At 47.5% G+C, this 25,873-nt stretch carries 21 protein-coding genes and 2 pseudogenes; 17 read left to right on the forward strand and 6 right to left on the reverse strand.

Annotated elements, in window-relative coordinates; genetic code table 11:
• Positions 1 to 28: 28 nt before the first annotated feature.
• The gene (locus tag ACE5LO_RS09495) at positions 29 to 925 is read right to left on the reverse strand and encodes a LysR family transcriptional regulator (RefSeq protein ID WP_375519782.1); all 897 of its coding nucleotides are present in this window, start codon (positions 923 to 925) and stop codon (positions 29 to 31) included.
• A 175-nt stretch (positions 926 to 1,100) separates the two neighbouring features.
• Between ACE5LO_RS09495 and zwf the strand changes: the two genes are divergently transcribed.
• The 3 genes from zwf (at position 1,101) to gnd (ending at position 4,878) form a co-directional block, all read left to right on the forward strand.
• The gene (gene zwf, locus ACE5LO_RS09500; RefSeq protein WP_375519783.1) at positions 1,101 to 2,633 is read left to right on the forward strand and encodes a glucose-6-phosphate dehydrogenase; all 1,533 of its coding nucleotides are present in this window, start codon (positions 1,101 to 1,103) and stop codon (positions 2,631 to 2,633) included.
• A gap of 41 nt (positions 2,634 to 2,674) precedes the next feature.
• Positions 2,675 to 3,340: a fructose-6-phosphate aldolase gene (gene fsa / locus ACE5LO_RS09505; protein ID WP_375519784.1), complete on the forward strand. Its 666-nt coding sequence runs from the start codon at positions 2,675 to 2,677 to the stop codon at positions 3,338 to 3,340.
• Positions 3,341 to 3,462: 122 nt separating this feature from the next.
• Positions 3,463 to 4,878, forward strand: a complete 1,416-nt coding sequence (gene gnd / locus ACE5LO_RS09510) for an NADP-dependent phosphogluconate dehydrogenase (protein WP_375519785.1) — start codon at positions 3,463 to 3,465, stop codon at positions 4,876 to 4,878.
• 190 nt (positions 4,879 to 5,068) lie between these two features.
• Here the strand turns inward: gnd and ACE5LO_RS09515 are convergent, their stop codons facing one another.
• Positions 5,069 to 5,959, reverse strand: a complete 891-nt coding sequence (locus ACE5LO_RS09515) for a helix-turn-helix transcriptional regulator (RefSeq protein WP_375519786.1) — start codon at positions 5,957 to 5,959, stop codon at positions 5,069 to 5,071.
• Between the two features lie 115 nt (positions 5,960 to 6,074).
• Between ACE5LO_RS09515 and ACE5LO_RS09520 the strand changes: the two genes are divergently transcribed.
• From ACE5LO_RS09520 to ACE5LO_RS09545, 6 genes and pseudogenes are all read left to right on the forward strand, one after another.
• Positions 6,075 to 6,821, forward strand: coding sequence for a sugar phosphate isomerase/epimerase family protein (locus ACE5LO_RS09520; RefSeq protein ID WP_375519787.1), 747 nt, complete (start codon positions 6,075 to 6,077; stop codon positions 6,819 to 6,821).
• Between the two features lie 63 nt (positions 6,822 to 6,884).
• Positions 6,885 to 8,012: a Gfo/Idh/MocA family protein gene (locus tag ACE5LO_RS09525; protein WP_375519788.1), complete on the forward strand. Its 1,128-nt coding sequence runs from the start codon at positions 6,885 to 6,887 to the stop codon at positions 8,010 to 8,012.
• Complete coding sequence (locus ACE5LO_RS09530; protein ID WP_375519789.1) at positions 7,990 to 8,991, forward strand: Gfo/Idh/MocA family protein; 1,002 nt, start codon at positions 7,990 to 7,992, stop codon at positions 8,989 to 8,991. The genes ACE5LO_RS09525 and ACE5LO_RS09530 overlap by 23 nt, the downstream gene beginning before the upstream one ends.
• Positions 8,992 to 9,084: 93 nt before the next feature.
• Positions 9,085 to 9,932: pseudogene (locus ACE5LO_RS09535) on the forward strand (NADP(+)-dependent, decarboxylating phosphogluconate dehydrogenase); the annotation flags it as partial.
• A 355-nt stretch (positions 9,933 to 10,287) separates the two neighbouring features.
• Positions 10,288 to 11,187: a hypothetical protein gene (locus tag ACE5LO_RS09540; protein ID WP_375519790.1), complete on the forward strand. Its 900-nt coding sequence runs from the start codon at positions 10,288 to 10,290 to the stop codon at positions 11,185 to 11,187.
• Between the two features lie 75 nt (positions 11,188 to 11,262).
• On the forward strand, positions 11,263 to 12,327 hold the full coding sequence (locus ACE5LO_RS09545) for a hypothetical protein (protein ID WP_375519791.1): 1,065 nt from the start codon (positions 11,263 to 11,265) through the stop codon (positions 12,325 to 12,327).
• Between the two features lie 50 nt (positions 12,328 to 12,377).
• On the opposite strand, the gene ACE5LO_RS09550 is transcribed toward ACE5LO_RS09545, so the two are convergent.
• Positions 12,378 to 13,241 carry an SDR family oxidoreductase gene (locus ACE5LO_RS09550; protein WP_375519792.1) on the reverse strand — a complete coding sequence of 288 codons (864 nt, stop codon included), beginning with the start codon at positions 13,239 to 13,241 and terminating at the stop codon, positions 12,378 to 12,380.
• Positions 13,242 to 13,352: 111 nt separating this feature from the next.
• Positions 13,353 to 13,811 (reverse strand): MarR family winged helix-turn-helix transcriptional regulator, encoded by a 459-nt coding sequence (locus ACE5LO_RS09555; protein WP_375519793.1) that lies wholly within the window; start codon positions 13,809 to 13,811, stop codon positions 13,353 to 13,355.
• 191 nt (positions 13,812 to 14,002) lie between these two features.
• On the opposite strand from ACE5LO_RS09555, the gene ACE5LO_RS09560 reads away from it, so the two are divergent.
• From ACE5LO_RS09560 to ACE5LO_RS09575, 4 genes are all read left to right on the forward strand, one after another.
• Positions 14,003 to 14,662 (forward strand): response regulator transcription factor, encoded by a 660-nt coding sequence (locus ACE5LO_RS09560; RefSeq protein ID WP_375519794.1) that lies wholly within the window; start codon positions 14,003 to 14,005, stop codon positions 14,660 to 14,662.
• Positions 14,659 to 16,116 (forward strand): sensor histidine kinase, encoded by a 1,458-nt coding sequence (locus ACE5LO_RS09565; protein WP_375519795.1) that lies wholly within the window; start codon positions 14,659 to 14,661, stop codon positions 16,114 to 16,116. Before ACE5LO_RS09560 ends, ACE5LO_RS09565 begins: the two co-directional genes overlap by 4 nt.
• Positions 16,113 to 16,925: a hypothetical protein gene (locus ACE5LO_RS09570; RefSeq protein ID WP_375519796.1), complete on the forward strand. Its 813-nt coding sequence runs from the start codon at positions 16,113 to 16,115 to the stop codon at positions 16,923 to 16,925. The genes ACE5LO_RS09565 and ACE5LO_RS09570 overlap by 4 nt, the downstream gene beginning before the upstream one ends.
• A 148-nt stretch (positions 16,926 to 17,073) precedes the next feature.
• Positions 17,074 to 17,847, forward strand: a complete 774-nt coding sequence (locus ACE5LO_RS09575; protein WP_375519797.1) for a hypothetical protein — start codon at positions 17,074 to 17,076, stop codon at positions 17,845 to 17,847.
• Between the two features lie 138 nt (positions 17,848 to 17,985).
• Here ACE5LO_RS09575 and ACE5LO_RS09580 read toward each other — a convergent pair whose 3' ends face one another.
• Positions 17,986 to 18,414, reverse strand: coding sequence for a YmaF family protein (locus tag ACE5LO_RS09580; RefSeq protein ID WP_375519931.1), 429 nt, complete (start codon positions 18,412 to 18,414; stop codon positions 17,986 to 17,988).
• A gap of 26 nt (positions 18,415 to 18,440) precedes the next feature.
• Positions 18,441 to 19,056 (reverse strand): annotated as a pseudogene (locus tag ACE5LO_RS09585) (DUF2935 domain-containing protein).
• Between the two features lie 278 nt (positions 19,057 to 19,334).
• Between ACE5LO_RS09585 and ACE5LO_RS09590 the strand changes: the two are divergent.
• The 4 genes from ACE5LO_RS09590 to narI are packed head-to-tail and all read left to right on the forward strand — an operon-like array spanning position 19,335 to position 25,812.
• The gene (locus ACE5LO_RS09590; protein WP_375519932.1) at positions 19,335 to 23,006 is read left to right on the forward strand and encodes a nitrate reductase subunit alpha; all 3,672 of its coding nucleotides are present in this window, start codon (positions 19,335 to 19,337) and stop codon (positions 23,004 to 23,006) included.
• Positions 22,996 to 24,570: a nitrate reductase subunit beta gene (gene narH, locus ACE5LO_RS09595; RefSeq protein ID WP_375519798.1), complete on the forward strand. Its 1,575-nt coding sequence runs from the start codon at positions 22,996 to 22,998 to the stop codon at positions 24,568 to 24,570. Before ACE5LO_RS09590 ends, narH begins: the two co-directional genes overlap by 11 nt.
• The gene (gene narJ, locus ACE5LO_RS09600) at positions 24,563 to 25,126 is read left to right on the forward strand and encodes a nitrate reductase molybdenum cofactor assembly chaperone (protein ID WP_375519799.1); all 564 of its coding nucleotides are present in this window, start codon (positions 24,563 to 24,565) and stop codon (positions 25,124 to 25,126) included. The genes narH and narJ overlap by 8 nt, the downstream gene beginning before the upstream one ends.
• The gene (gene narI / locus ACE5LO_RS09605; protein ID WP_375519800.1) at positions 25,126 to 25,812 is read left to right on the forward strand and encodes a respiratory nitrate reductase subunit gamma; all 687 of its coding nucleotides are present in this window, start codon (positions 25,126 to 25,128) and stop codon (positions 25,810 to 25,812) included. The genes narJ and narI overlap by 1 nt, the downstream gene beginning before the upstream one ends.
• The last annotated feature ends 61 nt before the right edge of the window (positions 25,813 to 25,873 follow it).

Below are 25,873 nucleotides of genomic sequence, written 5' to 3' on the forward strand. Positions count from 1 at the left end.
CTAAACAACGGCAAGCGGTCTTTTAGCGTTAATTACATAAATCCTTTTCCAGCAGAAGTTCAATAAATTTGTTGGCCGCACTGGACAACGGCAAATTCTGCATGGTCATGATGCCGACACGCGAAGGTGGCAGCTTCACATCCAACTGGATTTCGAACAACGACCCCTCCTCAAGCTCCTTTGTTACAAATTCCCTGGTCACGTAGGATATTCCGAGTCCCCGCCGCGCAAACTCGATGAGCAGATCCACGCTGCCGACCTCGATATCCGGCTTCAGATGGTAGCCGTAGCTTTCGAACAGCTCCGTAATGCCCACCCGTACCCGGCTGTTGCGTGAGAACAATATGACCGGATACTGCTGCAGCTTTTCCAATGGCAAAATCTCGTGCTTCAGCTCGGCATACCGCTCACCCGCCACAAAGCATTCCCTCAACTGAAAGCTTTCCTTGACGTCCAATTGAGCATCAACAATCGGCATGCGCACAACGCCCAAATCAATTCTGCCTTCCTTGAGAAAAGAGATAATTTCCGGGGTCGTCCCATGGTTGAGCTGCAATCTGACATCCGGGTACTGCCCATGGAATTTCTCTATGAAAGGAAGCAGATAATGCTTGAACAGCGATTCACTGCCGCCGACCCGCAGCTCGCCGCTTTCCAGATTTTTCAGCGCAGCCATTCTTTCCTCGGCCAATGTGATTAAAATTTGCGATTGCTCGATATAGGAGTACAAAACAGCACCCTCCTGCGTAAGGATCACACCTTTGGCATTTCTGTGAAACAGCGTGATGCCGAAGCTGTCCTCCAACTGCTTGATCGCATGACTGACACTGGGCTGGGTGAGATACAAAGCCTTGGCTGCCTGGGACAAGCTGCCTGTTTTGGCCGCCCAATAAAAAACTTTGTAAAGCTCATAATTTATACTCATAAATGTGATCTATATCTCCTCTTAAATTTATCAATTACTTATATGGCTTCTAAAAGTATTATAGTAGAACCAGAAAGAACAAACCAGAGCTTGCCAAAAACAACCGTCAATGAAAAGCAGCAAAGACATCTTTGCCATGCGGGAGATAAGCAGCTCTTTGGAAGGAGTAAGGAAGATGGAGCCAACAACCTTTATTTTGTTTGGAGCAACAGGCGATCTAGCCAAAAGAAAAATTTATCCCGCTTTATATAATCTGTTTATCGACCAGAAGCTGCCGGAATCCTTTTCCCTGATTGGACTTGGACGGAGAGAATGGTCTGACGAGACCTTCCAGGCGAATGTCGAGCAATCGCTGCACGAATTCTCCAGACGGGAGGCAGCGGATTCAATAAAAATCAAGCAATTTGTGCAGGCGTTCCGCTTCAGCATGCTGGATATCGGCCGTAAGGAAGACTACGAGAAGCTGCTGCAACTGGTGGAAAAGCGGGAACAAGAACTCGGCATTCCGCAAAACCGTCTCTTTTACCTGTCTGTAGGACCTGAGTTTTTCGAACCGATCGCAGCGAACATTCAGGCCAGCGGACTTGGTTCAACACAGGGCTGGAAACGCCTTGTCATTGAAAAGCCTTTCGGTCATGACTTGCAGTCAGCCAGAGAGCTTCAAGAGAACCTGAGCAAATCATTTATGGAAGACGAAGTGTACCGGATTGACCACTATCTCGGCAAACCGATGGTGCAGGGACTGGAAACGCTGCGGGCAACGAACCCTGTCCTGCAGGCCCTGCTGAAAAACCGCTATATCTCCAACGTCCAGATTACCGCCAATGAAACGGTGGGCGTCGAAGAAAGAGCAGGCTATTACGATCATGTAGGCGCGCTGCGTGACATGTTCCAAAACCATATGCTGCAGCTGCTCATGATGACGGCGATCCAGCTTCCGCATGACAGCACCATTGATCAGATGCGCGAGAAGAAGAAACAGGTCGTCAAAGCGCTGGAGCCGATCCGCAAGCAGGATGTCAGCCTGAATATCATTCGCGGCCAGTACCAGGAAGGAAGCATCAAGGGTCTTCCTCCGGCAGCCGGTTATACTTCCGAGCCAGGAATCGCTCCGGATTCGATGAACGAAACCTTTATCGCGGCGAAATTGCAGATCGAAGATTATTTCTGGAAGGGTGTTCCTTTCTATATCCGCACGGGTAAAAGAATGAAAGAGAAGTCCACACGGATTGTCATTGAGTTTAAAGATCCGTTAACCCAATTGGGTGCCGCATCCAAGGACAGCTCCCTGCAGCCAAATCTGCTTGTTATCGAGATGAGCCCGGATGAAAGCATCACGCTGCAGTTGAATATGAATGACCCTCAACATAAAGGGGAGATCAAGCCTGCAAACATCGAGCTGCATTCGAGCCGGGCAGATCTGCCGGAGGCGTATGAAAACCTGATTTATGACGCGATCAACGGCGATGCAACGTATTTTGCCCATTGGGACGAAGTTGAATTGTCCTGGCAGTGGGTGCAGCCGATCCTGGAAGCCTTCGAGGAAAATCTCGTTCCGCTGTATCCTTATGCCGCAGGCAGCTACGGCCCCGCCGAAGCGGATGAATTGCTCGCTAAGGACGGTCATCACTGGTTGTTTGATTCCAAGGATGAACAGAACAAAGAAAGCAAGCAGGACAGCACTGCATATTCCCTGGTAACCCCTTAATTCATATATATTAATCATTTATTACATGGAGGTAATTTACGATGAAATTTTTTGTAGACACTGCAAACCTGGAAGACATTAAGAAAGCATACAAAATCGGCGTACTGTCTGGTGTAACAACCAACCCGTCCCTTGTGGTTAAAGAAGGCGTGTCCTTCGAAAAACGGATTGAAGAAATTTTGCAAGCTGTGCCTGAGGTAGAATCGGTGTCCGCCGAGGTGACTCCTGACGCAATAACAGCCGAAGAAATGATTGCCCAGGCTGAAGAGCTGATCAAAATCAACAATAACGATAAAAACATTACCATTAAACTGCCGATGACACTGCCTGGTCTTGAGGCTTGCCGTTACCTGACGAAAAAAGGCGTGAAAACGAACGTGACGCTGATTTTCACACCGAACCAAGCTCTGCTGGCAGCCCGTGCAGGTGCTACTTATGTTTCTCCATTCTTGGGCCGTCTGGACGATATTTCCGAAGATGGCGTGCAACTGATTGTCAGAGTTGCTGAATTGTTCCGCATTCATAACCTGGATTCGCAAATCATCGCAGCTTCCGTCAGACATCCGGATCACGTAACTCGTGTTGCTATGGCCGGCGCTCATATCGCAACCGTTCCGTTTAGCGTTATTGAACAAATCTCCAAACATCCATTGACAGATCAAGGTCTGGAGAAATTCGCAAACGACTGGAAAAAAGCAGTGCAATAATTCAGAAATGCAAGTGATCAGTATTTAACCTTGTTCAGGCGAGCGCGGCGGCTGGCAGCAAAAGGCCGCCGCTGGTCGCAGTGCCTTTTCAAATAGATTAATGACGAAAAGAGGATATAACAATGAGCAAACAACAAATTGGTGTCGTTGGCCTTGCGGTCATGGGTAAAAACCTGGCCCTGAATATCGAAAGCAAGGGATTCTCGGTCTCTTTATATAATCGTTCTGCTGAAAAAACGAAGGAGCTGCTGGAAGAAAGCCCAGGGAAAAATTTTGCGGGTACATACAGCATTGAAGAATTCGTTCAATCCCTGGAAGTGCCCCGCAGAATCTTAATTATGGTTAAGGCTGGACAACCAACCGATGACACCATTAATCAACTGGTACCGTACCTGGATGAAGGGGATATTCTGATTGACGGTGGCAACGCCTATTTCCCTGATACACAAAGAAGAAATAAAGAATTGTCAGCCAAAGGACTGCGCTTTATCGGGGCAGGTGTTTCCGGCGGTGAAGAGGGCGCGTTGAAAGGACCGGCCATCATGCCTGGCGGCCAGAAGGAAGCGTATGAGCTGGTAGAGCCTATCCTGACAGCCATTTCCGCGAAAGTGAACGGGGACGCTTGCTCGACCTACATCGGACCGGACGGTGCCGGCCATTATGTGAAAATGGTGCACAACGGCATCGAGTACGGTGATATGCAGCTGATCGGCGAAGCGTACCACATCCTGAAGGATGTTTTGAATGTAAGCACTAGCGAATTGCATGAAATCTTCTCCGAATGGAACAATGGCGAGCTGGACAGCTACCTGATCGAAATTACGGCTGACATCTTCTCCAAGGTAGACCCGGAAACAGGCAAACCGATGGTCGATGTAATTCTTGATTCCGCTGGCCAAAAAGGAACGGGCAAATGGACCAGCCAAAGCGCCCTTGATCTGGGTGTACCGCTTTCCATTATTACGGAATCCGTATTCTCCCGCTTCATCTCGGCCATGAAGGAAGAGCGTGTGGCGGCAAGCCAAAAGCTGAACGGCCCGGCTACGGCAAGCTATGACGGCGATGCTAAAGAACTTATTGAAGCCGTCCGCCAAGCACTGTATGCGAGCAAAATCGCTTCGTATGCGCAAGGTTTTGCACAAATGAGAGCCGCATCCGAAGAATACAACTGGAACCTCGACTATGGCAAAATTGCGATGATCTTCCGCGGCGGCTGCATTATCCGCGCCAGATTCCTGCAAAACATCAAGGACGCGTATGACCGCAACCCTGAGCTGAAAAATCTGTTCCTGGACGATTACTTCGGCGGCGTAATTGAAAGCTACCAGGAAGCATGGAGAAAAGTGGTAGCCATTGCCGTAACGAGAGGCATTCCAGTTCCTGCTTTTGCATCCGCTCTGGCATACTACGATAGCTATCGTTCTGAGCGTCTGCCAGCGAATCTGCTGCAAGCACAACGGGACTACTTCGGAGCCCATACCTTCCAGCGCACAGACCGCGAAGGAACCTTCCATTTTCAATGGATGGATAAAAACTGAGTATAGATAAATGAAGATAAACTCCTACAGATGATCATGGATTTAACGATGATTAATTTGTAGGAGTTTTTTGACTGAATGTGGTCACCACCACACTTTTATTTGCCCACAGAGAATTCGCCTTTGGATGCGCGACCAGTCTTATGGGAGGTTACCTGTGCTACTCGCTGAAAAAGCCTAACTCCACGTGTCAGGCTTTTCCTTTTTTACGGAAATGGTAGGGGGAAATATCTTTGTATTTTCTGAACTGCTGGATGAAATAGCTGGAGCTAGAAAAACCGACTTCCAGCGCGATATCGGTCATGCTTTTATCTGTTATGAGGAGAAGTTTCTCCGCCTCGGTAATCCGGATGTAGCTCAAATAATTGGTGAATGTTTTGCCCATGATTGCCTTGAATCTTCTGGAAAAATAGCTGTAGCTCATATTGCACAGGCGGGCGGCGGTTTGGGCATTAATATCGTTCATATAGTTATAGTCGATATATTCGAACACTTTCTGCAGCATCTGGTAGTCGCTGTCATTCAGCGAATGCGCCACCTCCCAGTTCCAATGCTGGTGACGGGTCTGGCGCAGGAACCATAAAAAAACGCGGCAGATGAGGGTACGCACGGCAAGTTCGAAGCCAAAGCTTTTGGCGCTGAATTCATTGTAAATCTCCCAGATCATGCCGGGAATCGGCGTATCCTTAATTTCTGGCTCGGTAAAAACGCGCTGACTACTGGATTCGGCTAGGGTAAACGGCAGAATATATTTTGATTCCAGAATGGTCCGGGAAGTCGAATACAGAATCTCGGGATCAAATTTAACGACGATATAAGAGACCTTGTCATCCAAGGAATAAACCGAATGCGTTTCATGGGAATGAATCAGAATCAGATCGCCTTGCCCAAGGACATGGCATTTGCCTCCCAAATAAACCTTGGCCTTGCCGGAAAGAAAATATAAGATTTCAATATACAGATGCCAGTGGGGTTCCACAAGGCAGCGCGGCTCTTTACCGAAGTGGATCATGCTTTCATAAGGATAGTGGATCGACCCGGATTGGGACCGGTTGGATTCAAAATACGGTTCGGTCATCATTTCAGCACCTCGATTAACCATGACAAATATTTTATACTTTCGAATAGCTTCATTGTATTACTTCTGAGTCGATTTTGATATCCTTACGTTACTTGTTAATGAAGGAGGTATTTCAATGGAGAATGTAGCGCTGCAGCTCTATTCGATCAAAGAATTTACGAGTGAGGATTTTTTGGGGACGCTGAAAAAGGTGGCGGAAATAGGGTATGACGGCGTTGAGTTCGCCGGGTATTTTGGCACATCGGCTGCGCAGCTGAAGACGGCATTGGATGAATACGGACTGCGGGCCGCGGGCAGCCATATCGGCATGCCTGACCTTGTGAAGCGGTTGGAGGAAATGATCGAATATTCGCTTGTCATCGGCAGTCCTTACATTATTTGTCCGGGGATTCCCGAAGAATTGCGTGAAAACGCTGACAGCTATAAGCGGGCAGCCGAAATCTTCGATCGGATCGGTGAACGCTGCAAAGAGCAGGGCCTTCGCTTCGGCTACCACAACCACGGCTTCGAATTCCAAAAGCATGACGGCCTGACAGGTCTCGAGCTGCTTGCAAGCAACACACGGCCTGAGCATATGTTCCTGGAGCTGGATACATATTGGGCTGAGTATGCGGGCTTTAGCGCCGCGGATTGGATTGAATCGTTCAAAGACCGCTGCCGTATTTTGCATATCAAGGATATGAAAAGCGAGCAGGATAAGCGGAATACGGAGATCGGCTCCGGCATCTTGGACTTCAAGGCAATTACGGCGGCCGGCAAACGTAGTGGTGTGGAATGGTACACGGTGGAGCAGGAGGAATACGAGATTCCCCAACTGGAATCGATCGAAACCAGTCTTACCTTTCTTCGGCAAATATTATAAACAAAATGTCTATCGAAGCACCTTCACAGAAGAACAATGAAAACCAAGGAGATGACCAAGCCAATGACTATACAGAAACAAAAAATATTACGTGTCGGCATTATCGGCTGCGGCGGAATCGCTAACGGCAAACATATACCAAGTCTGAGTGCCCAGAAAAACGTCGAATTGGTGGCATTCTGCGATATTATCGAGGAGCGCGCAATCGAATCAGCCCGCAAAATCGGCCGGGAGGATATCGCCATATATACGGATTATAAAGAATTGCTTAAAGATGAGAGCATCGATTTGATTCATGTGTGCACACCTAACAAATCCCACTCCTTTATTACGATCGATGCCTTGGAAGCTGGAAAACACGTCATGTGCGAAAAACCTATGGCTAAAACGGCCAAAGAAGCCAGAGCGATGCTGGAAACCGCGAAACGCACAGGCAAAAAGCTCACCATCGGCTATGACAACCGCTACCGGCCGGATTCGCTGCTGCTGAAAAAAATAGCAGAACGCGGCGATTTGGGCGATATTTATTTTGCCAAAGCCCATGCGATCCGCAGACGTGCCGTACCGACTTGGGGCGTATTCTTGAACGAAGAGGAACAGGGGGGTGGCCCGCTGATCGACATCGGCACCCATGCGCTTGATTTGACCTTGTGGCTGATGGACAACTATAAGGTGAAAAGCGTTGTCGGGAATGTGTACCATAAACTCGGCGGCAAAAAAGACGCTGCGAATGCATTCGGTCCATGGGATCCGGAGAGGTTTACCGTCGAAGATTCGGCATTTGGTTTCATTACGATGGAAAACGGCGCAACCGTTGTGCTGGAATCCAGTTGGGCGCTGAACACGCTGGACGTAGACGAGGCCAAATCTACGTTGTGCGGAACCGAGGCTGGTGCTGATATGCGCGACGGGTTGCGGATCAACGGGGAAGAGTTTGGTCATCTGTATACGAAACTGCCTGAACTGAATACGGGAGGAGTCGCATATTTTGACGGGAAATCGGAAAGCCAAGCAGCCCGCGAGTGCAGACTTTGGATCGAGAGTATCCTATCCGGTACAGAACCGATGGTGAAACCGGAACAGGCGCTTGTTGTAACGGAAGTGTTGGAAGCGATCTACGAGTCGGCGCGAACGGGGAAAACGGTCTATTTTGAAGAGGTGGCGGGAAATGATCAGAATCGGAAAAATTAGCTATTGGCATGTTCATGCATGGGATTACACCAAGCAGGCGGGGGCGCATTCTGATGCCGAAATCGTAGCGGTTTGGGATGAAAATCAGGAGCGGGGTAAAGAAGCTGCAGATCAGCAAGGTGTGCCGTTTTATGCTTCTTTGGATGAAATGCTCGCGCAGGATGACATCGATGCGGTCATTGTGGATGCTCCAACCTATATGCACCGCGATGTGATGTTGAAGGCGGCTGCCGCAGGCAAGCATATTTTTACCGAAAAGGTGCTGGCGCCGACGCTGCATGAAGTGAACGAAATATTGGATGCCGTGGATTGTAACAAGGTGAAGTTGACCGTGTCACTGCCAAGGCTGAACGACGGCTACACACTGGCGATTCGCGACATTCTGGATCAGGAGCTGCTCGGCCAGGTCACTCAGGTGAGAGTCCGCTTATCCCATAACGGGGCGACAGCGGGCTGGCTGCCATCCTCTTTCTACAAGCTGGAAGATTGCCTGGGCGGTGCTTTGATTGATCTGGGCTGCCATCCGATGTATTTGACAAGGCTGTTCCTGCAGCAGGATGTGGAGGAAGTGAAGGCGGAGTTTGGCTATGTTACGGGAAAAGAAGTAGAGGATAACGCCGTTGCAACGCTGTCGACGCCATCGGGTGCAATCGGAATTGTTGAAGCGGGGTTCGTGAACAACTTCTCTCCATTCAGTGTCGAAATTCATGGAACGGAAGGTTCGATTCTCTACGGAACGCCGGATGAAAAGCTGTTGATCCGTACTTCGCGGAAAGAAGAATATAAGGATGCTTGGGTAGAACTTCCGGTTCCAGGACCACGGGAGAGTGCGTTTGAGCAATGGATTAGTCATATTCAGCAAGATACCACGGCTGATGAGAATGTGGCTTATGCCGTTGAACTGACCAAGCTCATGGAAGCGGCTAACCAGTCGGCGCGCGAGCATCGCGGCATCCGGCTGTCCGAGCTGCAAGGCTAAGCGAATAAAAGCATAACGTATATAAATGGAATTAGGGAAACTAGAAACATGCATTGATCTGGATTCAATTAAAAAGCAAATACCAACTATTTCATCGGCGAAGCGTACCACATCCTGAAGGATGTGTTGAATGTAAGCACCAGCGAACTGCATGAGATTTTCTCCGAATGGAACAAAGGTGAGTTGGACAGCTACCTGATCGAAATTACGGCTGACATTTTCTCCATGACAGACCCTGTAACAGGTAAACCGATGGTCGATGTGATCCTCGATTCCGCAGGCCAAAAGGTACGGGCAAATGGACCAACCAAAGCTCCCTTGATCTTGGCGTACCGCTCTCCATTATTACGGAATCCGTATTCTCCCGCTTCATCTCGGCCATGAAGGAAGAGCGTGTGGCAGCAAGCAAAAAGCTGAACGGCCCGGCTACGGCAAGCTTTGACGGCGATGCCAACGAACTTATCGAGGCAGTCCGTAAAGCGCTGTATGCGAGCAAAATCGCTTCCTATGCCCAAGGCTTTGCACAAATGAGAGCCGCTTCCGAAGAATATAACTGGAACCTTGACTATGGCAAAATTGCGATGATCTTCCGTGGCGGCTGCATCATCCGCGCCAGATTCCTGCAAAACATCAAGGATGCGTACGACCGCAACCCTGAGCTGAAAAACCTGTTCCTGGACGATTACTTCGGCGGAATAATTGAAAGCTATCAGGAAGCATGGAGAAAAGTTGTAGCGATTGCGGTAACGAGAGGCATTCCGGTCCCTGCTTTTGCATCCGCTTTGTCTTATTATGACAGCTACCGTTCCGAGCGTCTGCCAGCAAATCTGCTTCAAGCGCAGCGTGACTACTTCGGAGCCCATACCTTCCAGCGCACAGACCGCGAAGGAAGCTTCCATTTTCAGTGGATGGATAAAAAAAAACTGAGTATAGATAAATGAAGATAAACTTCTATAGATAATCATGGATTTAAAGATGATTATTTGTAGGAGTTTTTTTCTTTATGACTGAGGAAGGTTAAAGGTGGGACTTTACCGGCTTCTGGTAAGATAAAAATGCTGCTATACAACGACGAATATCTATAGAAAATAGAAATTAACCACATAATAACCCGCAATTATGAAAAAAAATGTAACGAAATCTCATTTTTATTGTTATATAATTACTATTGTTGGATAGATGAAAGGAGGGATCAAAATTTCTTGCACCTTAGATTGTAACAGCAGAAGTAATAAAAAGCGTTATTTCTCTCACGTAACTGCTAAAAAATTACTACTGATTAGGAGGCAAGAAAGCATGAAATCGTCCAAGCCAACTTTTAAATGGGTAACTCTAAGTCTCTCTGCTGCTTTATTTTTGTCATCCACTTTAGTGGCAAGTGCTGCCGAGGATTCTCTTGCGAATAGCGAGGTATCGCAAGATGTACTGCTTGACCTTGATACGATCAAACACCAAATTCCTACCACTTTTGAACCCAGAGCAATTCTTACTTATGATGCAGACCTGGAGCCAATTGTAACCTATGACACAAGTGCCGAGGAGCATGCTGACGAACAGCAAGGTTTGAAGGGTTTAGGGCAAGAAGAAGTGCCAGATATTGAGGGAAGAGCTGCAGAGGATGAGTTTTTTAAATCTGTAGCAGAATCTGTTAAGGATCGGCCTGTTGTTGACCTTGGATGGGATCTGCCTAAGCCAGCTCCAGGAATAGCTGTTATGTATGGTACTGACGGACGTATCAATCGTGTATATGTGGATGAAAGTATAGCTTCTAAGCAAGCTATATCGGCAACAATTCCAACGACTACTGTTCCTTATCCAGGACGTTTGCCTGCAGATACATACTCATATGGAAATGGACAACAAATAACTATCTCAGCAGGTGCAGTGACGGGAGAAGGTAGATTTACCGTTTTCCGGGCGGGTGTTGGTGGCTCCGGAACAGTAGGATCGAGTGGTAAAACGCTTGGTGCGGGTGACGTTGCTACTAAACGGCAAATCGATAATCCAGTACACAATACTCCGATAACAGCAAGAGCTCTAGATACGGATATTTCGAAAACCGTATATAAAAATGATATTGGATCTCTTCCTGATGCAGTATTAGATAATTATTTCTGGGGATGGAGTAGTCAACAATTCGGTTATACGTATAGTGACTCGCTATCCTTCCCAGGTAGATACTATTATCGATTTTAGTTTAATAAGTATGCCTATGGCTTTCTGCCATAGGCATACTTGATTATAGAACCTGGGAATTGAGGAGAGAGTGACTTGAAGAAACAATTAAAAATCCTGATATCTTTATTGCTGATAGTTGTACTACTGGTCGCATGCTCGTCTAAAGAAGTCATTTCAGAAGAAAAAAACATTCAAAATAACAATCCTGATGCTAATTCAGACGTGAAAATAACAAAGCCTGCAGCAGATTACATTACCATGTCTTACTCGGAATATGCAACGACCAATGAAAATGGAGAAGTAAAAACGCAGGTTTTAAGTTATGATACTTCTACAAAAAAAACGGAGAAGATTTTTGAATTCGATTATACAGCTCAATATCCTTTGGGCTATTATGATAAAGCGAATCAGTTAGTTTATTACACACAAAGAGTAGGCACTGATCAGGAATACGGAGATCAAATCTTTGTTAGAGATTTAAGCAGCAATAATAGCACTCAGCTTACTGATAATTTGTTTGCCGTCAATTATGTGATTCCATCAGGAGATCAGTTGTTTTTTGTTGCTAATATTAAAGGAGAACAGGCGATAAGACTAGGATCGATCAATCTCAAAACCAGAAAAATGACACTTTGGGGAGATCAAGATACACTCATAGAAGCCATTACAGTGGATCACAAAAATAAAAAAATCTATGCTTCTGCGTATTCCTTAAAGCAGAGAAATTATAGTCTTGCACACCAGGACGGACCGGCTGGGCAAAATAATTTTAAAATGCCAACTCATACGGTATATGAGACAGACTTTGATTTAAAAGAGAAGAGAAAGCTTTTTAGTAAGAATTACTGGATTCGGATGCTGATGCATAAAGATGGTCACGTCATTGCTTTTTCTGATAAGGAATATAACCGAGGCCCGTCTACTGTGATTGATTTTGAACTTGCTGATCGTTCAACCGATGTGAGCCAATGGGAAGCGGCAAGATTACAAAGAGGTGATGCTAATTACTCAAGTGAGGGCAACAAGATCTATACCATTGCTATTGTAAAAAATAAACGTGGGTTATACGAATATGATGTGAAGAGTAAAAAGTTTACCCCGATATTTACACCAGAAGATGGCTTTATCAATAACATCCAGGTTGTCAATGGATCATGACAGCAATAGGGCATCCTCACTGGATGCCCTATTGGCATGTTTACGCGCAATCAGCCTTGTTGAGAAATCAACTCTCTCAGAACCTCTCTCAAACTCATTGGGGGGCGACCGATCAAATTAGCCAGAGAAGGATCGACTTCTGAGAAATCACCCTGACGGCTGGCCCGAAACACACCTAACCGCATATTTATACTCGCTTCTGGCACGCCTTGAGACAGCATATGCTCCCTAAATTCTTCGTCAGACACAACGATTCGGCGGATAGTCCGCCCCAGAACCTCGGAAGCGATTGTCGCAATGTCTCCCATATCTATGGCTTCGGATGCGGTAAGATTGGGAGTTAGGCCATCAAATTTCTGCTCATATATAATCGCCGCAATAGCTTCGGCCAAGTCAGAATGGGCTGTCCAGGCAACCGGACCGTCCTCAGGAGCGATCAGTTCCCCTGTTTGTAAAGCTCCACCGATCAACATTAGTGCCGAAGCGATATAGAAACCATTACGGAGGGACGTGAAAGCCATACCTGATGCTTGCAGCAGTTTTTCGGTAGCATCATGGTGAATCATGGGAGCGAAGTGCGAAGTCGGGGAAGAGCCCATGTGACTTGTGTATAACACCCGGCTAGCCCCTGCCTTCTTTGCCGTGTCAATCGCTGTTTGATGCTGCCTGATACCAGCCTCACCCAGGGTGCCTGACGAAACGATGAGAACCTGTGATGCCCCTTCAAAGGCGTGATACAGACTCTCGGCATCGTCAAAATCACCCTGACGGACACGAACTCCAAGTTCCTGAAGCTTCTGTGCCTGATGCGGATCGCGCACGCTGACACCGATCTGTCCGGCAGGCACGCGCTTAAGCAACTGCTCTACTACTGCCCCACCCAATTTCCCGCTGGCTCCGGTAACGATAATCATGATAACAACATCCTCTCATTATGTTTTACAATGTCCTACCGAACCCTTTTTCACGATATTACGTAGTCGTCTACATGTTTGTTGAAAAAAATAAACATGCACATAACAAATTCATCTTTTTGACAGGTGCTTTTCAACATTTTCAAAAGCACGGGTCAGTAAAGACGCAAACATAGCCTTCTCGGCATCCGACATCCCTTCAGTGATCAATTCTTCCGATTTCGAAAAGGCATCACTCCTCTCATCAAGAAATTGTTTGGCTTTGGCTGTGATCTCAACACGGAGATTGCGTCCGTCGGCAGGGTTACTGCTGCGTATGATAAATCCGGATTTCTCCAGACCGTTCAACAGGTTTGTCACAGACGGACCGCTTAAAGCCATTGTTTTCTCCAGAAACTTGCGGTTGACCTCCACATTCTCTTCTATGGATTGATGAATATGTGACAGAAGAATCGCTTGTGAGCTATTCAAGCCATGATTCTTCAGCAGCTGGTCAAGGATTTCCCGAACCTTTTGCGCGATATGTTTAATGTATAGACTATAGGGGTACGTATCGAAAATGCTGTGCATAAAATTCTCCTTTGATTTGTGTAGATGTCTACACTATATATTCAGCTTTTGATTTTGTCAACGATATGAAAGTGACAAAAGTTGGATGACATATCCGATTGCTGCTGATGCAATTTTGATGCATTTTTCAAGTATAATCAATGGATGCAACATCAACACTTAACAAAATTGGATTCGGAAGAAAGGAAAGCATGATTAATATACTGATTGTTGAAGATGAAAAAAACATATCCGACCTCATTAAAATAAATCTTACAGATGCCGGCTACCACTGTAGTTGTGCCTTTGATGGGGGACAGGCTGCAGAGCTGATTGAGCACAACAGCTATGACTTGATTTTGCTTGATATTATGCTGCCTGTGATCAATGGATACGAGCTGCTTGAATATATCAAACCACGGGATATTCCCGTTATTTTTATTACAGCTAAAGCGGGCGTGGAGGAGAGAGTAAAGGGGCTGAAGCTGGGGGCAGACGATTATCTGGGCAAACCCTTTGAGATTATTGAGCTGCTGGCCCGTGTCGAAAGTGTTTTACGCCGTAATAAAAAAAATGATCGCTATTTGGAAATTGCTGATATCTCTATCGATACCCTTTCCCGCATTGTTACCAGGGGAGAGGACACGATTACACTAACATTGAAAGAGTATGAGCTGCTGTTGCTCTTTGTTCGCAGTAAAAACATTGCCCTTTTCCGGGAACAAATCTATGAAAAAATATGGGGTGATGATTATATGGGAGACAGCCGCACCGTTGACTTGCACGTGCAGAGGCTGCGAAAAAAGATAGGATGGGAAGATAAAATTATTGCGGTCTACAAAGTTGGCTACCGTTTTGTGGTGAACTCATGAAGCTCTTTTGGAAGTTTTTTTTCAGTACAAGCATTATTACTTTGTTTATGTTCAGCCTGGGCAGCTCAATTATGATCAACACGCTTTTTCAATCTGCTTTAAAGCAGGAAATAGGCTATTCTTTCAAAGAAAATGATATTCTGCGGGCATCCCTGGACAAAGAGCTTTCGAAAACATACCAAAATGCCGCCGCATCTCATACCGATGAAGCTGTTTCGAAATCGGAGCAGCGTCAACTGCAGGATGTCCTGATTAAAAGCGCCTTACAGACCATTACCGTAAGCACTTCCAATGGGACCGTACCATTCCGGATTAGCAACAGTAATTATCAAACCATCCATACAACCGGAACTTCGGGATTTGACAATGAGTTGATCAAAAGGGTGGATAGTAATACCCAAGGTTATGAAGTGGTGCCGCTAGGCGACCGGTATTTCATCAGGGTTGCCAGCACGATTGTGTCTGACGGAGAAACCTTTTATCTGGAAACCTACCGGGACATTACCTCTATATTTAAAAGCAGGGAAAATCAATACCAGATTTTTTACGGCTTGATTTTTGGCATGATTGGGTTGAGCTTTATTCTGATTTTGTTTGTTGCTTACTGGCTGACTAAACCCATCAAAACACTTGCAAGGGCAACCATGAGCATTGCTGAAGGGGATTTCAAACTTCCGGCTTTCCAGGACAGTAATGATGAAATCGGTTTGCTTGGCAAGGCTTTCAGCCATATGTCCAAGAGCCTGGAGCATATGGTAGCGGAGTTGGAAGATGCTGCACGGCGCCAGGAAAATTTTATTGCAAGCTTTGCCCATGAGTTAAAGACACCAATGACCTCGATTATCGGTTACGCAGATATGCTTCGTTCGAGAAAAGTTGAACAGGAGCAGATGATTCTGTATACCAATCATATTTTTCAGGAAGGAAGAAGGCTGGAAGCCCTTTCGCTCAAATTAATGGATCTGATCGTATTAAAAAAACAGCAATTCAACATGAAAAGGGTTCCTGCGTCTCATTTATTTGAATCCGTGCAAAGTGTGATTTCACCTATACTCAAGCGTGAAGGGATAGAACTGGTCATGGAGGCGGATGAAGCGGATTTGTTCATAGAGCCTGATTTAATGAAAACGGTTTGTCTCAATCTGCTGGATAACGCAAGAAAATCCATAGAGACTAAGGGGTGTATCCGTTTACTGGGTAAAATGGAGAACGAGGGATATAACATCATCGTTACGGACAATGGTAAAGGGATGGAGCCGGAGGAGCTATCCAGAATCACAGAAGCCTTTTATATGGTGGATCAATCGCGATCCAGAGCAGAGGGCGGTGCAGGCCTGGGGCTGACCCTATGTTCGCAGATTATCGAATTGCATCATGCTGACATGGATTTTGAAAGCGTTTCTGGCTGCGGGACTTCCGTATATATTCGTTTTAAGGAGATATATGGAAAATGAAAAAATTTAAAATTATAACCCTATTTCTTTTACTCATTTCATTGATGGTATTTGCTGCAGTATTTCCATTGCTGCTTTCCAAAGTCAATGATCAGCAACTGCTGGGACAAATTCATTTGCAGAAAATTGAAGCTCAAGCAAGCAATCCTTCCACACAGTATAGTGTAATCGATAAACTGCGCGTTCTCTATGATAAACGTGTTCATTCCAAAGACATTGTGGTCGTCCAGAACGCGCAATTATCAGCAGCCGACCTGGAAAAGCTTAACGCTATATGTTATGCCCAATTGCAGACATTGAGAGAAAAAAAGCTGCTTCCTAATCTGGAAGACGACGTAAGTGAGGGATTTCAGGGATCCTCATTTACCAGCTTTGATACGTCGAGGCCGGACCTGGTCGTGAATTATTATGTCATGACAATGTACTCCAACTCGTATCGGATCTCTTTTACGATGGACGCGGACACCAATAAAATTTACGAGCTGAATATTGATTCGACCGTCAAGCCCCTGGTCATGGATTATGACAATGCATACCTTCATTGGCGAGACTATTTAGGGCTTTCCCTTGAGCAATCAGATCATGCCAGGAAATTACCTGAAGGCGGTTATAGCAATGATAACAGGCCGTTCCCTCCTTTGAACAGTATGTCAGAGGGGGCGGATCAGGATTATCCCGTTGATGATCAAACATCCGGCATGTCCAGGGCATTAATACATGATTATACCGATGGCAGCCAAACGGTTGTATATTCATTTCTCATCGCCAAAGACAAAAAAAGCTTCACCATCTCCTGGTCTTTTCAATAAAAACGAAAAAATGATGCTAAAATGATGGAATTATGATAAGTCTAGGATGCAATCACTTGATAAAGTAATATTACAGAACGGCCGTATCTGTATCTTGAATATAAAGTATCTGATTAAAAATTGAATTACTTATAAGGAGATCACTGAAATGAAAAGAGTATTGATCGCATCCACAATCATGGCATCACTGGCGCTTACTTCAACTGCAGCATTTGCAATGGCAACACAACCTGCAACTGCAGGAACTCAGTCCGCAAACAAAGAGGCTGGAGGAATCCAGTCTGCAAACAAAGAAACCCAAGGCCGTATTGAATATACCAAGGAGATTTCTTACCTTGATGACGGCAGTGTGAATGCGGTTGTGGAAACGTGGGTAGATCCTGTAACTCATGACAAAAGGATCGACATGATGGCCAAAGAAGAGGATGGAACAGTCCATCCAATAAGTCAGTACTTAAAAGAAAACGGAACGAAATGGGTAGAGGTTTCAAGAGATAAAAACGGGAAGGCTGTAAGCGGAAAATACTACAAGCTGACAGAAAAGGAAAAGCAGAGTGTTGACACATGGACATCCTTTGCCGACAGCAAAGCTGAGTTTGCCAAAACAGGGTGGAAAAATGAAGGGCTGCTGGAATCGAAGGACGGGAAGAAGCTGATCAAGCTTTCCGGTCAGAATTTGCTGGAAGACGATATCCAGCCAGAAGGAAGTAAAGTGGTTATAAATGAATATGTCCAGATCGACAAAGCTACCGGGTTGCCTGTTAAATTGGAAGCTTACTCTGAATATAAAGGGATCAAAACACAACAATATTCTGTTGCTTATGAGCATAAATATGTTGATGATAAAAGTTTGTTTGATACAACCGGAATCCCCATGAAGCAGTATTCAAAATTGCAATGGATTCATGGAGTTGAATATTAATTAAGCTTAAAAAAACTAAGTTGCAAGCTGACGTCGGTACCCAACCGGCGTCAGCTTGTTTATTTTTCCTTGAAGTCATGATCGAGGACCGCATGAAGGGGCAAAATATGAAAGCCAGGCTGATGCGAATTGCGGCTTTTAGACTTCATTTCCAGTTCTGCCTTGATAGCTATGGGTGTGCGGAATTCTGCCGTTCACGGTGGTATAACCCTCAAAATAGTGGTAGTGCCCGCCGCTTGGCAAAGGAATGGCGGGACCTGTAGTTCCTCTTAGCAAATGAACATGCTGGTCATTGAAAGTGGTTTCTATATTATAGTGGTGAACATGGGGGACTCCGCTGGGAGCCGGTTCCGTTGTCCCTGCATACTGGTGGTAATGCCCCACGTCAAAAGAGGTTTTTCCGGCCATGGGATGAACATGCATGTTCACTAGCCTTCCATCCCACGAGGTGATAACTAGCTTATGATCGTGCTGGGACCTCTGATCATGCCTGGATTTGTGATCATATTCCGAGTCGAAGTTGGATCTGTTCATGCAAAACAGTATCCCTTTAACTGGTATTTCCATCATAAATCCTCCATTCTCATGGTTAATCAAAACAAGATTTCTCTTTTGTTTACCTTCATGCCCGACAAGGACCTCTCAAACATCTCCAGAATAAACAGAAAACGCTCTGCTTCCCGGAATACATGGTCTGCTAATAAAGGGTGGATAATGCTTTTTATACGGCATTCCTCAATTAAATCACGTGCTGTTTTTTTGAAATCCCGCAGGGATTTTACAGATACCCGATTCTCGTCAACAAATTGGCTCAGCAAAGGAATGGTTTGTGATTGCGGACGCATTGAACTTAAATCAATTGCTTGATACATGAGAGTATCAAAATCATTACTAAACTCCCTTGCCTGTTCAACCAGTTTCTGCTCAGAAGGATCAAGCAAATGACCGATGAACTTTGCGTGGTCTGCCATTATTTTCAGAAAGAAAATATTCTCATCAATGATTGCATCGTGCGGTACTTAAAGCGAACTCATTAGATCTTCTTTCAATGTCCTCAAAAATAGCTTGATACTGCTGAGCCTCATGGATTAATTGCGTGTCCTCACACCTAAAACCCAACCGCAGAAACAAAGCGTGTTCCTTTATCACCCGGGACCAGAAACGGATTTCGTCAAGTGACCGGGCCACAAATGCACCTGACAATGACATTCCCCCCCAATAGGACATTCCTCAATAAAAAGATATGTAGTTCGCTTGTACCGTTATGCAGGCGGGGAACTCATAAATTACAATCTGTCTTTTTTGTGCAGCAAAATGAAATGCGCTGTTGATAGCTTATTTCGCAGAATGAGGGATTTCCCTGTCCGCTTTAGGATATTCCCTAATGGGAACGGGAGCGGGAGAAAGGGATAATGGCAGTAATCGAGTGAATCAACAATGGAATCATTATAAGTTTCTTGTATTCCGCAAAGGAGAGTTCGGACTTGATGAGAAAAAAACATCTCAACTTCTTCAAACCTGTCGAAAGCTATTCTGATAGCTGGTCCATTCTGGAAGAAAAAAATAGAGAATGGGAGAATGTATACCGCCAGCGCTGGTCCCACGACAAAGTGGTCCGTACGACACATGGCGTCAACTGTACCGGATCCTGCAGCTGGAAGGTTTTTGTGAAAAACGGCATTATTACGTGGGAAAATCAACAAATCGATTACCCGTCCTGCGGTGCTGACATGCCTGAGTTTGAGCCGCGCGGCTGCCCGCGGGGAGCGTCGTTCTCCTGGTACGAATACAGCCCGCTGCGCGTGAAATTTCCATATATGCGCGGCAAGCTGTGGCGTCTCTGGCAGGCTGCGCTGGCCGAAAATGACAACCCGGTAGATGCATGGGCGAGCATTGTCGAAGATCCGAAGAAAGCACAGTTTTACAAATCAGCACGTGGCAAAGGCGGCCACATCCGTGTCAAATGGGAAGATGCGCTGCACCTGATTTCGGCGCAATTAATCTATACCATCCGTAAATACGGGCCTGACCGCATTGCCGGCTTCACGCCCATTCCGGCGATGTCGATGGTCAGCTATGCATCCGGTGCCCGCTTTATCTCCCTGCTTGGCGGGGAAATGCTGAGCTTTTATGACTGGTATGCCGACCTGCCGCCAGCTTCTCCACAAATCTGGGGCGAGCAGACGGATGTACCGGAGTCCTCGGACTGGTACAACGCCGGTTACCTAATCATGTGGGGCTCCAATGTGCCGTTGACACGGACACCTGACGCTCACTTTATGACCGAGGTACGGTATAAGGGAACCAAGGTGGTGTCAGTGGCGCCGGATCATGCGGAGAACGTAAAGTTTGCCGACAACTGGCTCGCCCCTAATCCCGGTACGGATGCGGCACTGGCCCAGGCCATGACACATGTCATTCTGGATGAGTTCTATCATATACGCAAAGAACCGATGTTTATCAACTATGCCAAGCAGTATACGGATATGCCGTTTCTGATTTTGCTTGATCCGTATGAGGACGTCTGGAAAGGCGGACGCTTCCTGCGCGCAAGTGATCTCGGGGAAACTTCGCCGCATGCGGATTGGAAGCCGGTCATCTATGATGAGGCTGCTGATGAATGCATGGTTCCGAACGGCACAATGGGACAGCGCTGGGAGCAGGACAAGAAGTGGAATCTGATTTTGGAGCATGAGGACGGAACGAAGGTTGAGCCCGCGCTTACAGTTGAGGGACATGGAGAGCAGTGGCTGGAAATCGTGTTCCCGTACTTTGACAATACCGGCAATGGGACGTTCAAACGAATGATTCCTGTCATGAAGATACAAATGGCGGACGGAACGGAGCGGTATGCGGCGACCGTGTACGATCTGATGATGAGCCAGTACGGAGTGGCGCGCATCGATAGCCCGTTAAACAGCAAAGGCTATGATGATGAAGCATCCCATTACACCCCCGCCTGGCAGGAGAAAATCACTGGTGTGAAGGCGTCCGTGGTTGTGCAGATCGCCCGTGAATTTGCGCAGAATGCCATCGATACAGGGGGCCGTTCCATGATTATTATGGGGGCGGGTATCAATCACTGGTTCAACAGCGATACCATCTACCGTGCCGTATTGAATCTGGTCGTGCTGACTGCCTCTCAAGGAGTAAACGGCGGCGGCTGGGCCCATTATGTCGGACAGGAGAAATGCCGTCCGATCGAAGGCTGGTCAGCTGTGGCCTTTGCGAAGGACTGGCAGGGAGCTGCCCGTCAGCAGAATGCAACCTCCTTCTTTTATTTTGCGACAGAGCAATGGCGTTATGAAGAAAGCGGCACGGACACGCTGAAATCACCGACGGGCGGAGAAGTCCGCTACCAGCATCCGGCCGATTACAATGTGCTTGCCGCAAGACTGGGCTGGTTGCCTTCATATCCGCAGTTCGACAAAAACAGTCTGATGTTCGCGGAAGAGGCGGCACAGCAGGGGAAAAAGACGAATGAAGAAATCATTGCCCACGCTGTGGAGCAGATCAAAGACCGTACTACCCGTTTTGCCGTGGAGGACCCCGGTGCTCAGCAGAACTACCCGCGTTCACTGTTCGTCTGGCGCTCGAATCTGATTTCCAGCTCGGCGAAGGGGCAGGAATATTTCATGAAGCATTTGCTCGGCGCATCTGATGCGCTGTTGGCCCGTCCGAATGAGGAGCAGAAGCCGGAAGAGATCGTGTGGCGTGAAGATGTCGAAGGCAAGCTTGATCTGCTGGTTGCCCTTGATTTCCGCATGACGACAACCCCGCTCTATGCGGATATTGTACTGCCTGCGGCTACCTGGTACGAAAAAACGGACCTGTCTTCCACCGACATGCATCCCTTCGTGCATCCGTTCAACCCGGCGGTTAATCCGTTGTGGGAGTCACGGTCGGACTGGGATATTTACCGCTCGCTGGCCAAGGTTTTCTCGGAGATGGCAGAAACGCATTTACCTGGAGTTTACAAGGACCTGGTGGCATCCCCACTTGGCCATGACTCAGTCGGCGAAATTGCACAGCCGCTCGGAGCTGTAAAGGACTGGGCGAAAGGAGAGATTGAAGCGGTACCGGGTAAAACGATGCCGAACTTCAGTATTGTAGAGCGCGATTATACCAAAATTTACGATAAATACACTTCGCTAGGCCCGAATCTGGCGAAAGGAAAAATAGGGGCCCACGGCATCAGCTTCTCCGTTGCAGACGAATATGAGGAACTGAAACGGATAAACGGCACCCATGATGACGAATCCATTAAAAGCGGACTGCCGAAGCTGGAGACGGCCCGTCAGGCAGTGGATACGATTCTTCATTTGTCCTCCGCGACGAATGGACGCGTGTCGCAAAAAGCCTATGAGCAGGCGGAGAAGGATTCCGGTGTACCGCTCAAGGATATTTCCGCCGACCGGGCAGCCGAAAAAATCACGTTCCACAGCATTACGGCACAGCCGCGTGAAGTGATCCCGACACCGGTGTTCAGCGGCTCGAACAAGCAGGGGCGCCGCTACTCACCGTTTACGACAAATATTGAACGGCTTGTGCCGTTCCGGACGCTGACCGGAAGACAGCACTTCTATATTGACCACGAAATCTTCCAACAGTTTGGGGAAGCGCTGCCGGTATACAAGCCGACTCTTCCACCGATGGTATTCGGCCCGCGTGACAAAGAAATCAAGGGCGGGCAGGACTCGTTGGTGCTGCGGTATTTGACTCCGCATGGCAAATGGAATATTCACTCCACCTACCAGGACAACCAGCACATGCTGACCCTGTTCCGTGGGGGACCGGTCGTATGGATCAACAACGAGGATGCACAGGCCCACGGGCTTGCAGATAACGACTGGGTGGAAGTATACAACCGGAACGGCGTGGTGACAGCACGGGCGGTGGTCAGCCACCGGATGCCACGTGGCACTATGTTCATGTACCACGCCCAGGACAAACATATTCAGGTGCCTGGCTCCGAAATCACGGATACGCGCGGCGGCAGCCACAATGCGCCCACCCGGATTCACCTGAAGCCGACCCAGATGGTCGGCGGTTATGCCCAGCTCAGCTACGGGTTCAACTATTACGGCCCGATCGGCAACCAGCGTGATGTCTACGTGGCGGTCCGTAAAATGAAGGAGGTCAACTGGCTTGAAAATTAAAGCACAAATCGCAATGGTGTTGAACCTGGATAAATGCATCGGCTGTCATACCTGCAGCGTTACCTGCAAAACGACCTGGACGAACCGTAAAGGTGCGGAGTATATGTGGTTCAACAACGTGGAGACCAAGCCGGGCATCGGTTATCCCAAACGGTGGGAGGATCAGGAGGTCTATAAGGGAGGCTGGCAGCTCAAAAAGGGAAAATTGGAGCTGAAATCCGGCAGCAAGCTGTCCAAGGTAGCGCTCGGTAAAATCTTTTATAACCCTGATATGCCTGAAATGAAGGATTATTATGAGCCATGGACTTATAACTATGAGCATCTGACGACAGCGAAGGAGCAGAAGCATTCGCCGGTGGCGCGGGCCCATTCCGCCGTGACGGGCGAGAAAATGGAGCTGGATTGGGGACCAAACTGGGAGGATGACTTGGCAGGTGCGCATGTCACAGGACCGCAGGACCCGAATATTCAGAAGATTGAAGAAGAAATTAAATTCAATTTCGAGAAATCGTTCATGATGTACCTGCCACGGTTATGTGAGCACTGCCTGAATCCGGGATGCGTGGCTTCCTGCCCGTCCGGTGCTATGTACAAGCGGGACGAGGACGGCATTGTCCTCGTCGACCAGGAGGCGTGCCGGGGTTGGAGATACTGCATGACAGGCTGTCCTTACAAAAAAGTATATTTCAACTGGCAAACCAACAAGGCGGAGAAATGCACCTTCTGTTTCCCGCGTATCGAAGCCGGTCTGCCGACGGTTTGCTCGGAGACGTGTACAGGCAGAATCCGTTATCTCGGCGTTCTGCTGTATGATGCCGACCGGGTGCAGGAAGCCGCTTCGGTAGAGGATGAGAAGGATCTGTATAAAGCGCAACTTGACCTGTTTCTGGACCCGCATGATCCGGAAATCATCGCTCAGGCGAAGAGAGACGGCATAACGACGGACTGGATTGAAGCGGCCCAGAATTCACCGGTGTATAAGCTGGCGATCGAGTATAAGCTGGCGTTCCCGCTTCATCCTGAATACCGCACGCTCCCCATGGTCTGGTATGTGCCGCCACTCAGCCCGATTATGAACTACTTTGAAGGCAAGGATTCCATCAGCAATCCTGACTTAATTTTTCCGGCCATAGAAGAGATGCGCACGCCGATCCAATACCTGGCTAATATGCTCACGGCAGGGGATACGCAGGCGGTGAAGGAGGCCTTGCAGCGGATGGCCATGATGCGGTCCTACATGCGCTCCCATTCGACCGGACAGGAGTTTGATCAGAGCCGGCTTGAGCGGCTGGGCATGACGGCCCGCCAGACGGAGCAGATGTACCGGCTGCTCGCCATCGCCAAGTATGAGGATCGGTTTGTCATTCCAACTTCACATAAAGAAGCCCATATGGATCCGTATCGGGCGCAGGGCGCAGCCGGTTATGGCGATACGCTAGGAGGTCCGGTGGCGGGAAGCGGCTGCAGCGGATGTGCGGCCATCAATCCGATGAGCACCGGAACGGAAAAGACGGGCAAGCAAATGTACGAGGAGAATTTTTACGGAGGGATATGGCGTGATTGATGTAAAAACACTCTATGATCTTAAGCCGTCCTTCGGTTTTTTCTCCCGTCAGCTGATGTATCCTGACAAGACGGATTTTCATCCGGATTTCCTGGAGAGGTCCTTCCTCCCCGGAAATCCGGCTTATACGCACGCTCGTGCTTATTGGTCCCTTATGCAGGAACTCAGCTTGGAAGAAATTCAGGAAATGTACACTTCCACCTTCGACTTCAATAAAGATTGTGCACTTTATATGACGTATTTTAAATATGAGGACTCCAAAGAGCGGGGACAAATGCTGGCCAAATTGAAAATACTTTATGAAATGTTTGGCCTTGAAATGCCGGAGGAGGAACTGCCCGACTATCTTCCGCTGATGTGCGAGTTTCTGTATGCCGCCGAGTGGATGGCGAATCCGCAAGCACCTGACAATTTCCGGATGCTGATCGCCATCCTTGAGGATGGCACCTATCATTTACTCAAGGCCTTGGAGAACAAGCACAGTCCCTACTTTCATCTGGTAAAGGGGCTCCGTGAAACGCTTAAAGCGAGTGTGAGACAGGAGGAGGCCCGTTAATGGCGATGCTTGAACAATTTTTATGGGTGATTTACCCTTATGTATGTTTGGTTGTATTTATCGTCGGACATATTTTCCGCTATCGAACCGATCAATTCAATTGGACGGCGAAATCGAGTGAATTTATTGAGAAAAAGCAATTGATGGCCGGGAGCCTGCTGTTCCATCTCGGAATTATCCCGGTTATCATGGGGCATGTTGCGGGACTTGGCATCCCGAAATCGTGGATGCGGGCGCTTGGTGTAGATGATCATCTATACCATATTGGCGCGGTTTATGTGGGGGGCTTTTTTGGAATCATCACGCTTCTGGGCATGTTGATTCTTACCTGGCGCCGTTTCACCCTCCGTAATGTGCGCCGTTTAAGCTCGGCCTCCGACTTGGCCGTCAACGCCTTGTTGCTGCTGATTGTTTTTATGGGCATGTACGCTACGCTTGTTACCAATGCCGTACAGCCTGAGTTTGATTACCGGGAGACGATCTCGATCTGGTTCCGCGGCCTGTTTGTATTCAGTCCGGATGCCTCCCTGATGCGGGAAGTGCCGCTGTCCTTCAAGCTGCACGCGCTTGCGGGTTTTACCATTTTCGCTTTCTGGCCGTTCACCCGCCTGGTGCATGTGTGGAGCGTTCCATTGAATTATATTAGCAGAAGTTATATTCTTTATAGAAGACATAGATCTAACTAGAAAAGCGGGCTTGGCCCGCTGTTCCAGCTTATGCAAACAGTTTGATGAAGATTAAATTAGG

The sequence above is a fragment of the Paenibacillus medicaginis genome, assembly GCF_042138635.1.
Classification (GTDB): Bacteria; Bacillota; Bacilli; order Paenibacillales; family Paenibacillaceae; genus Paenibacillus; species Paenibacillus medicaginis.

Excerpts from the sequence above, each read along its gene's own strand:
- narI (WP_375519800.1), top strand. The coding sequence starts at position 25,126 with ATGGCGATGCTTGAACAATTTTTATGGGTGATTTACCCTTATGTATGT.
- ACE5LO_RS09575 (WP_375519797.1), top strand. The coding sequence starts at position 17,074 with ATGAAAAGAGTATTGATCGCATCCACAATCATGGCATCACTGGCGCTT.
- ACE5LO_RS09555 (WP_375519793.1), bottom strand. The coding sequence starts at position 13,811 with ATGCACAGCATTTTCGATACGTACCCCTATAGTCTATACATTAAACAT.
- ACE5LO_RS09560 (WP_375519794.1), top strand. The coding sequence starts at position 14,003 with ATGATTAATATACTGATTGTTGAAGATGAAAAAAACATATCCGACCTC.
- gnd (WP_375519785.1), top strand. The coding sequence starts at position 3,463 with ATGAGCAAACAACAAATTGGTGTCGTTGGCCTTGCGGTCATGGGTAAA.
- ACE5LO_RS09565 (WP_375519795.1), top strand. The coding sequence starts at position 14,659 with ATGAAGCTCTTTTGGAAGTTTTTTTTCAGTACAAGCATTATTACTTTG.
- fsa (WP_375519784.1), top strand. The coding sequence starts at position 2,675 with ATGAAATTTTTTGTAGACACTGCAAACCTGGAAGACATTAAGAAAGCA.
- ACE5LO_RS09540 (WP_375519790.1), top strand. The coding sequence starts at position 10,288 with ATGAAATCGTCCAAGCCAACTTTTAAATGGGTAACTCTAAGTCTCTCT.
- ACE5LO_RS09580 (WP_375519931.1), bottom strand. The coding sequence starts at position 18,414 with ATGGAAATACCAGTTAAAGGGATACTGTTTTGCATGAACAGATCCAAC.
- ACE5LO_RS09525 (WP_375519788.1), top strand. The coding sequence starts at position 6,885 with ATGACTATACAGAAACAAAAAATATTACGTGTCGGCATTATCGGCTGC.
- ACE5LO_RS09550 (WP_375519792.1), bottom strand. The coding sequence starts at position 13,241 with ATGATTATCGTTACCGGAGCCAGCGGGAAATTGGGTGGGGCAGTAGTA.
- ACE5LO_RS09530 (WP_375519789.1), top strand. The coding sequence starts at position 7,990 with ATGATCAGAATCGGAAAAATTAGCTATTGGCATGTTCATGCATGGGAT.
- ACE5LO_RS09570 (WP_375519796.1), top strand. The coding sequence starts at position 16,113 with ATGAAAAAATTTAAAATTATAACCCTATTTCTTTTACTCATTTCATTG.
- ACE5LO_RS09520 (WP_375519787.1), top strand. The coding sequence starts at position 6,075 with ATGGAGAATGTAGCGCTGCAGCTCTATTCGATCAAAGAATTTACGAGT.
- zwf (WP_375519783.1), top strand. The coding sequence starts at position 1,101 with ATGGAGCCAACAACCTTTATTTTGTTTGGAGCAACAGGCGATCTAGCC.
- ACE5LO_RS09495 (WP_375519782.1), bottom strand. The coding sequence starts at position 925 with ATGAGTATAAATTATGAGCTTTACAAAGTTTTTTATTGGGCGGCCAAA.
- ACE5LO_RS09515 (WP_375519786.1), bottom strand. The coding sequence starts at position 5,959 with ATGATGACCGAACCGTATTTTGAATCCAACCGGTCCCAATCCGGGTCG.
- ACE5LO_RS09590 (WP_375519932.1), top strand. The coding sequence starts at position 19,335 with ATGAGAAAAAAACATCTCAACTTCTTCAAACCTGTCGAAAGCTATTCT.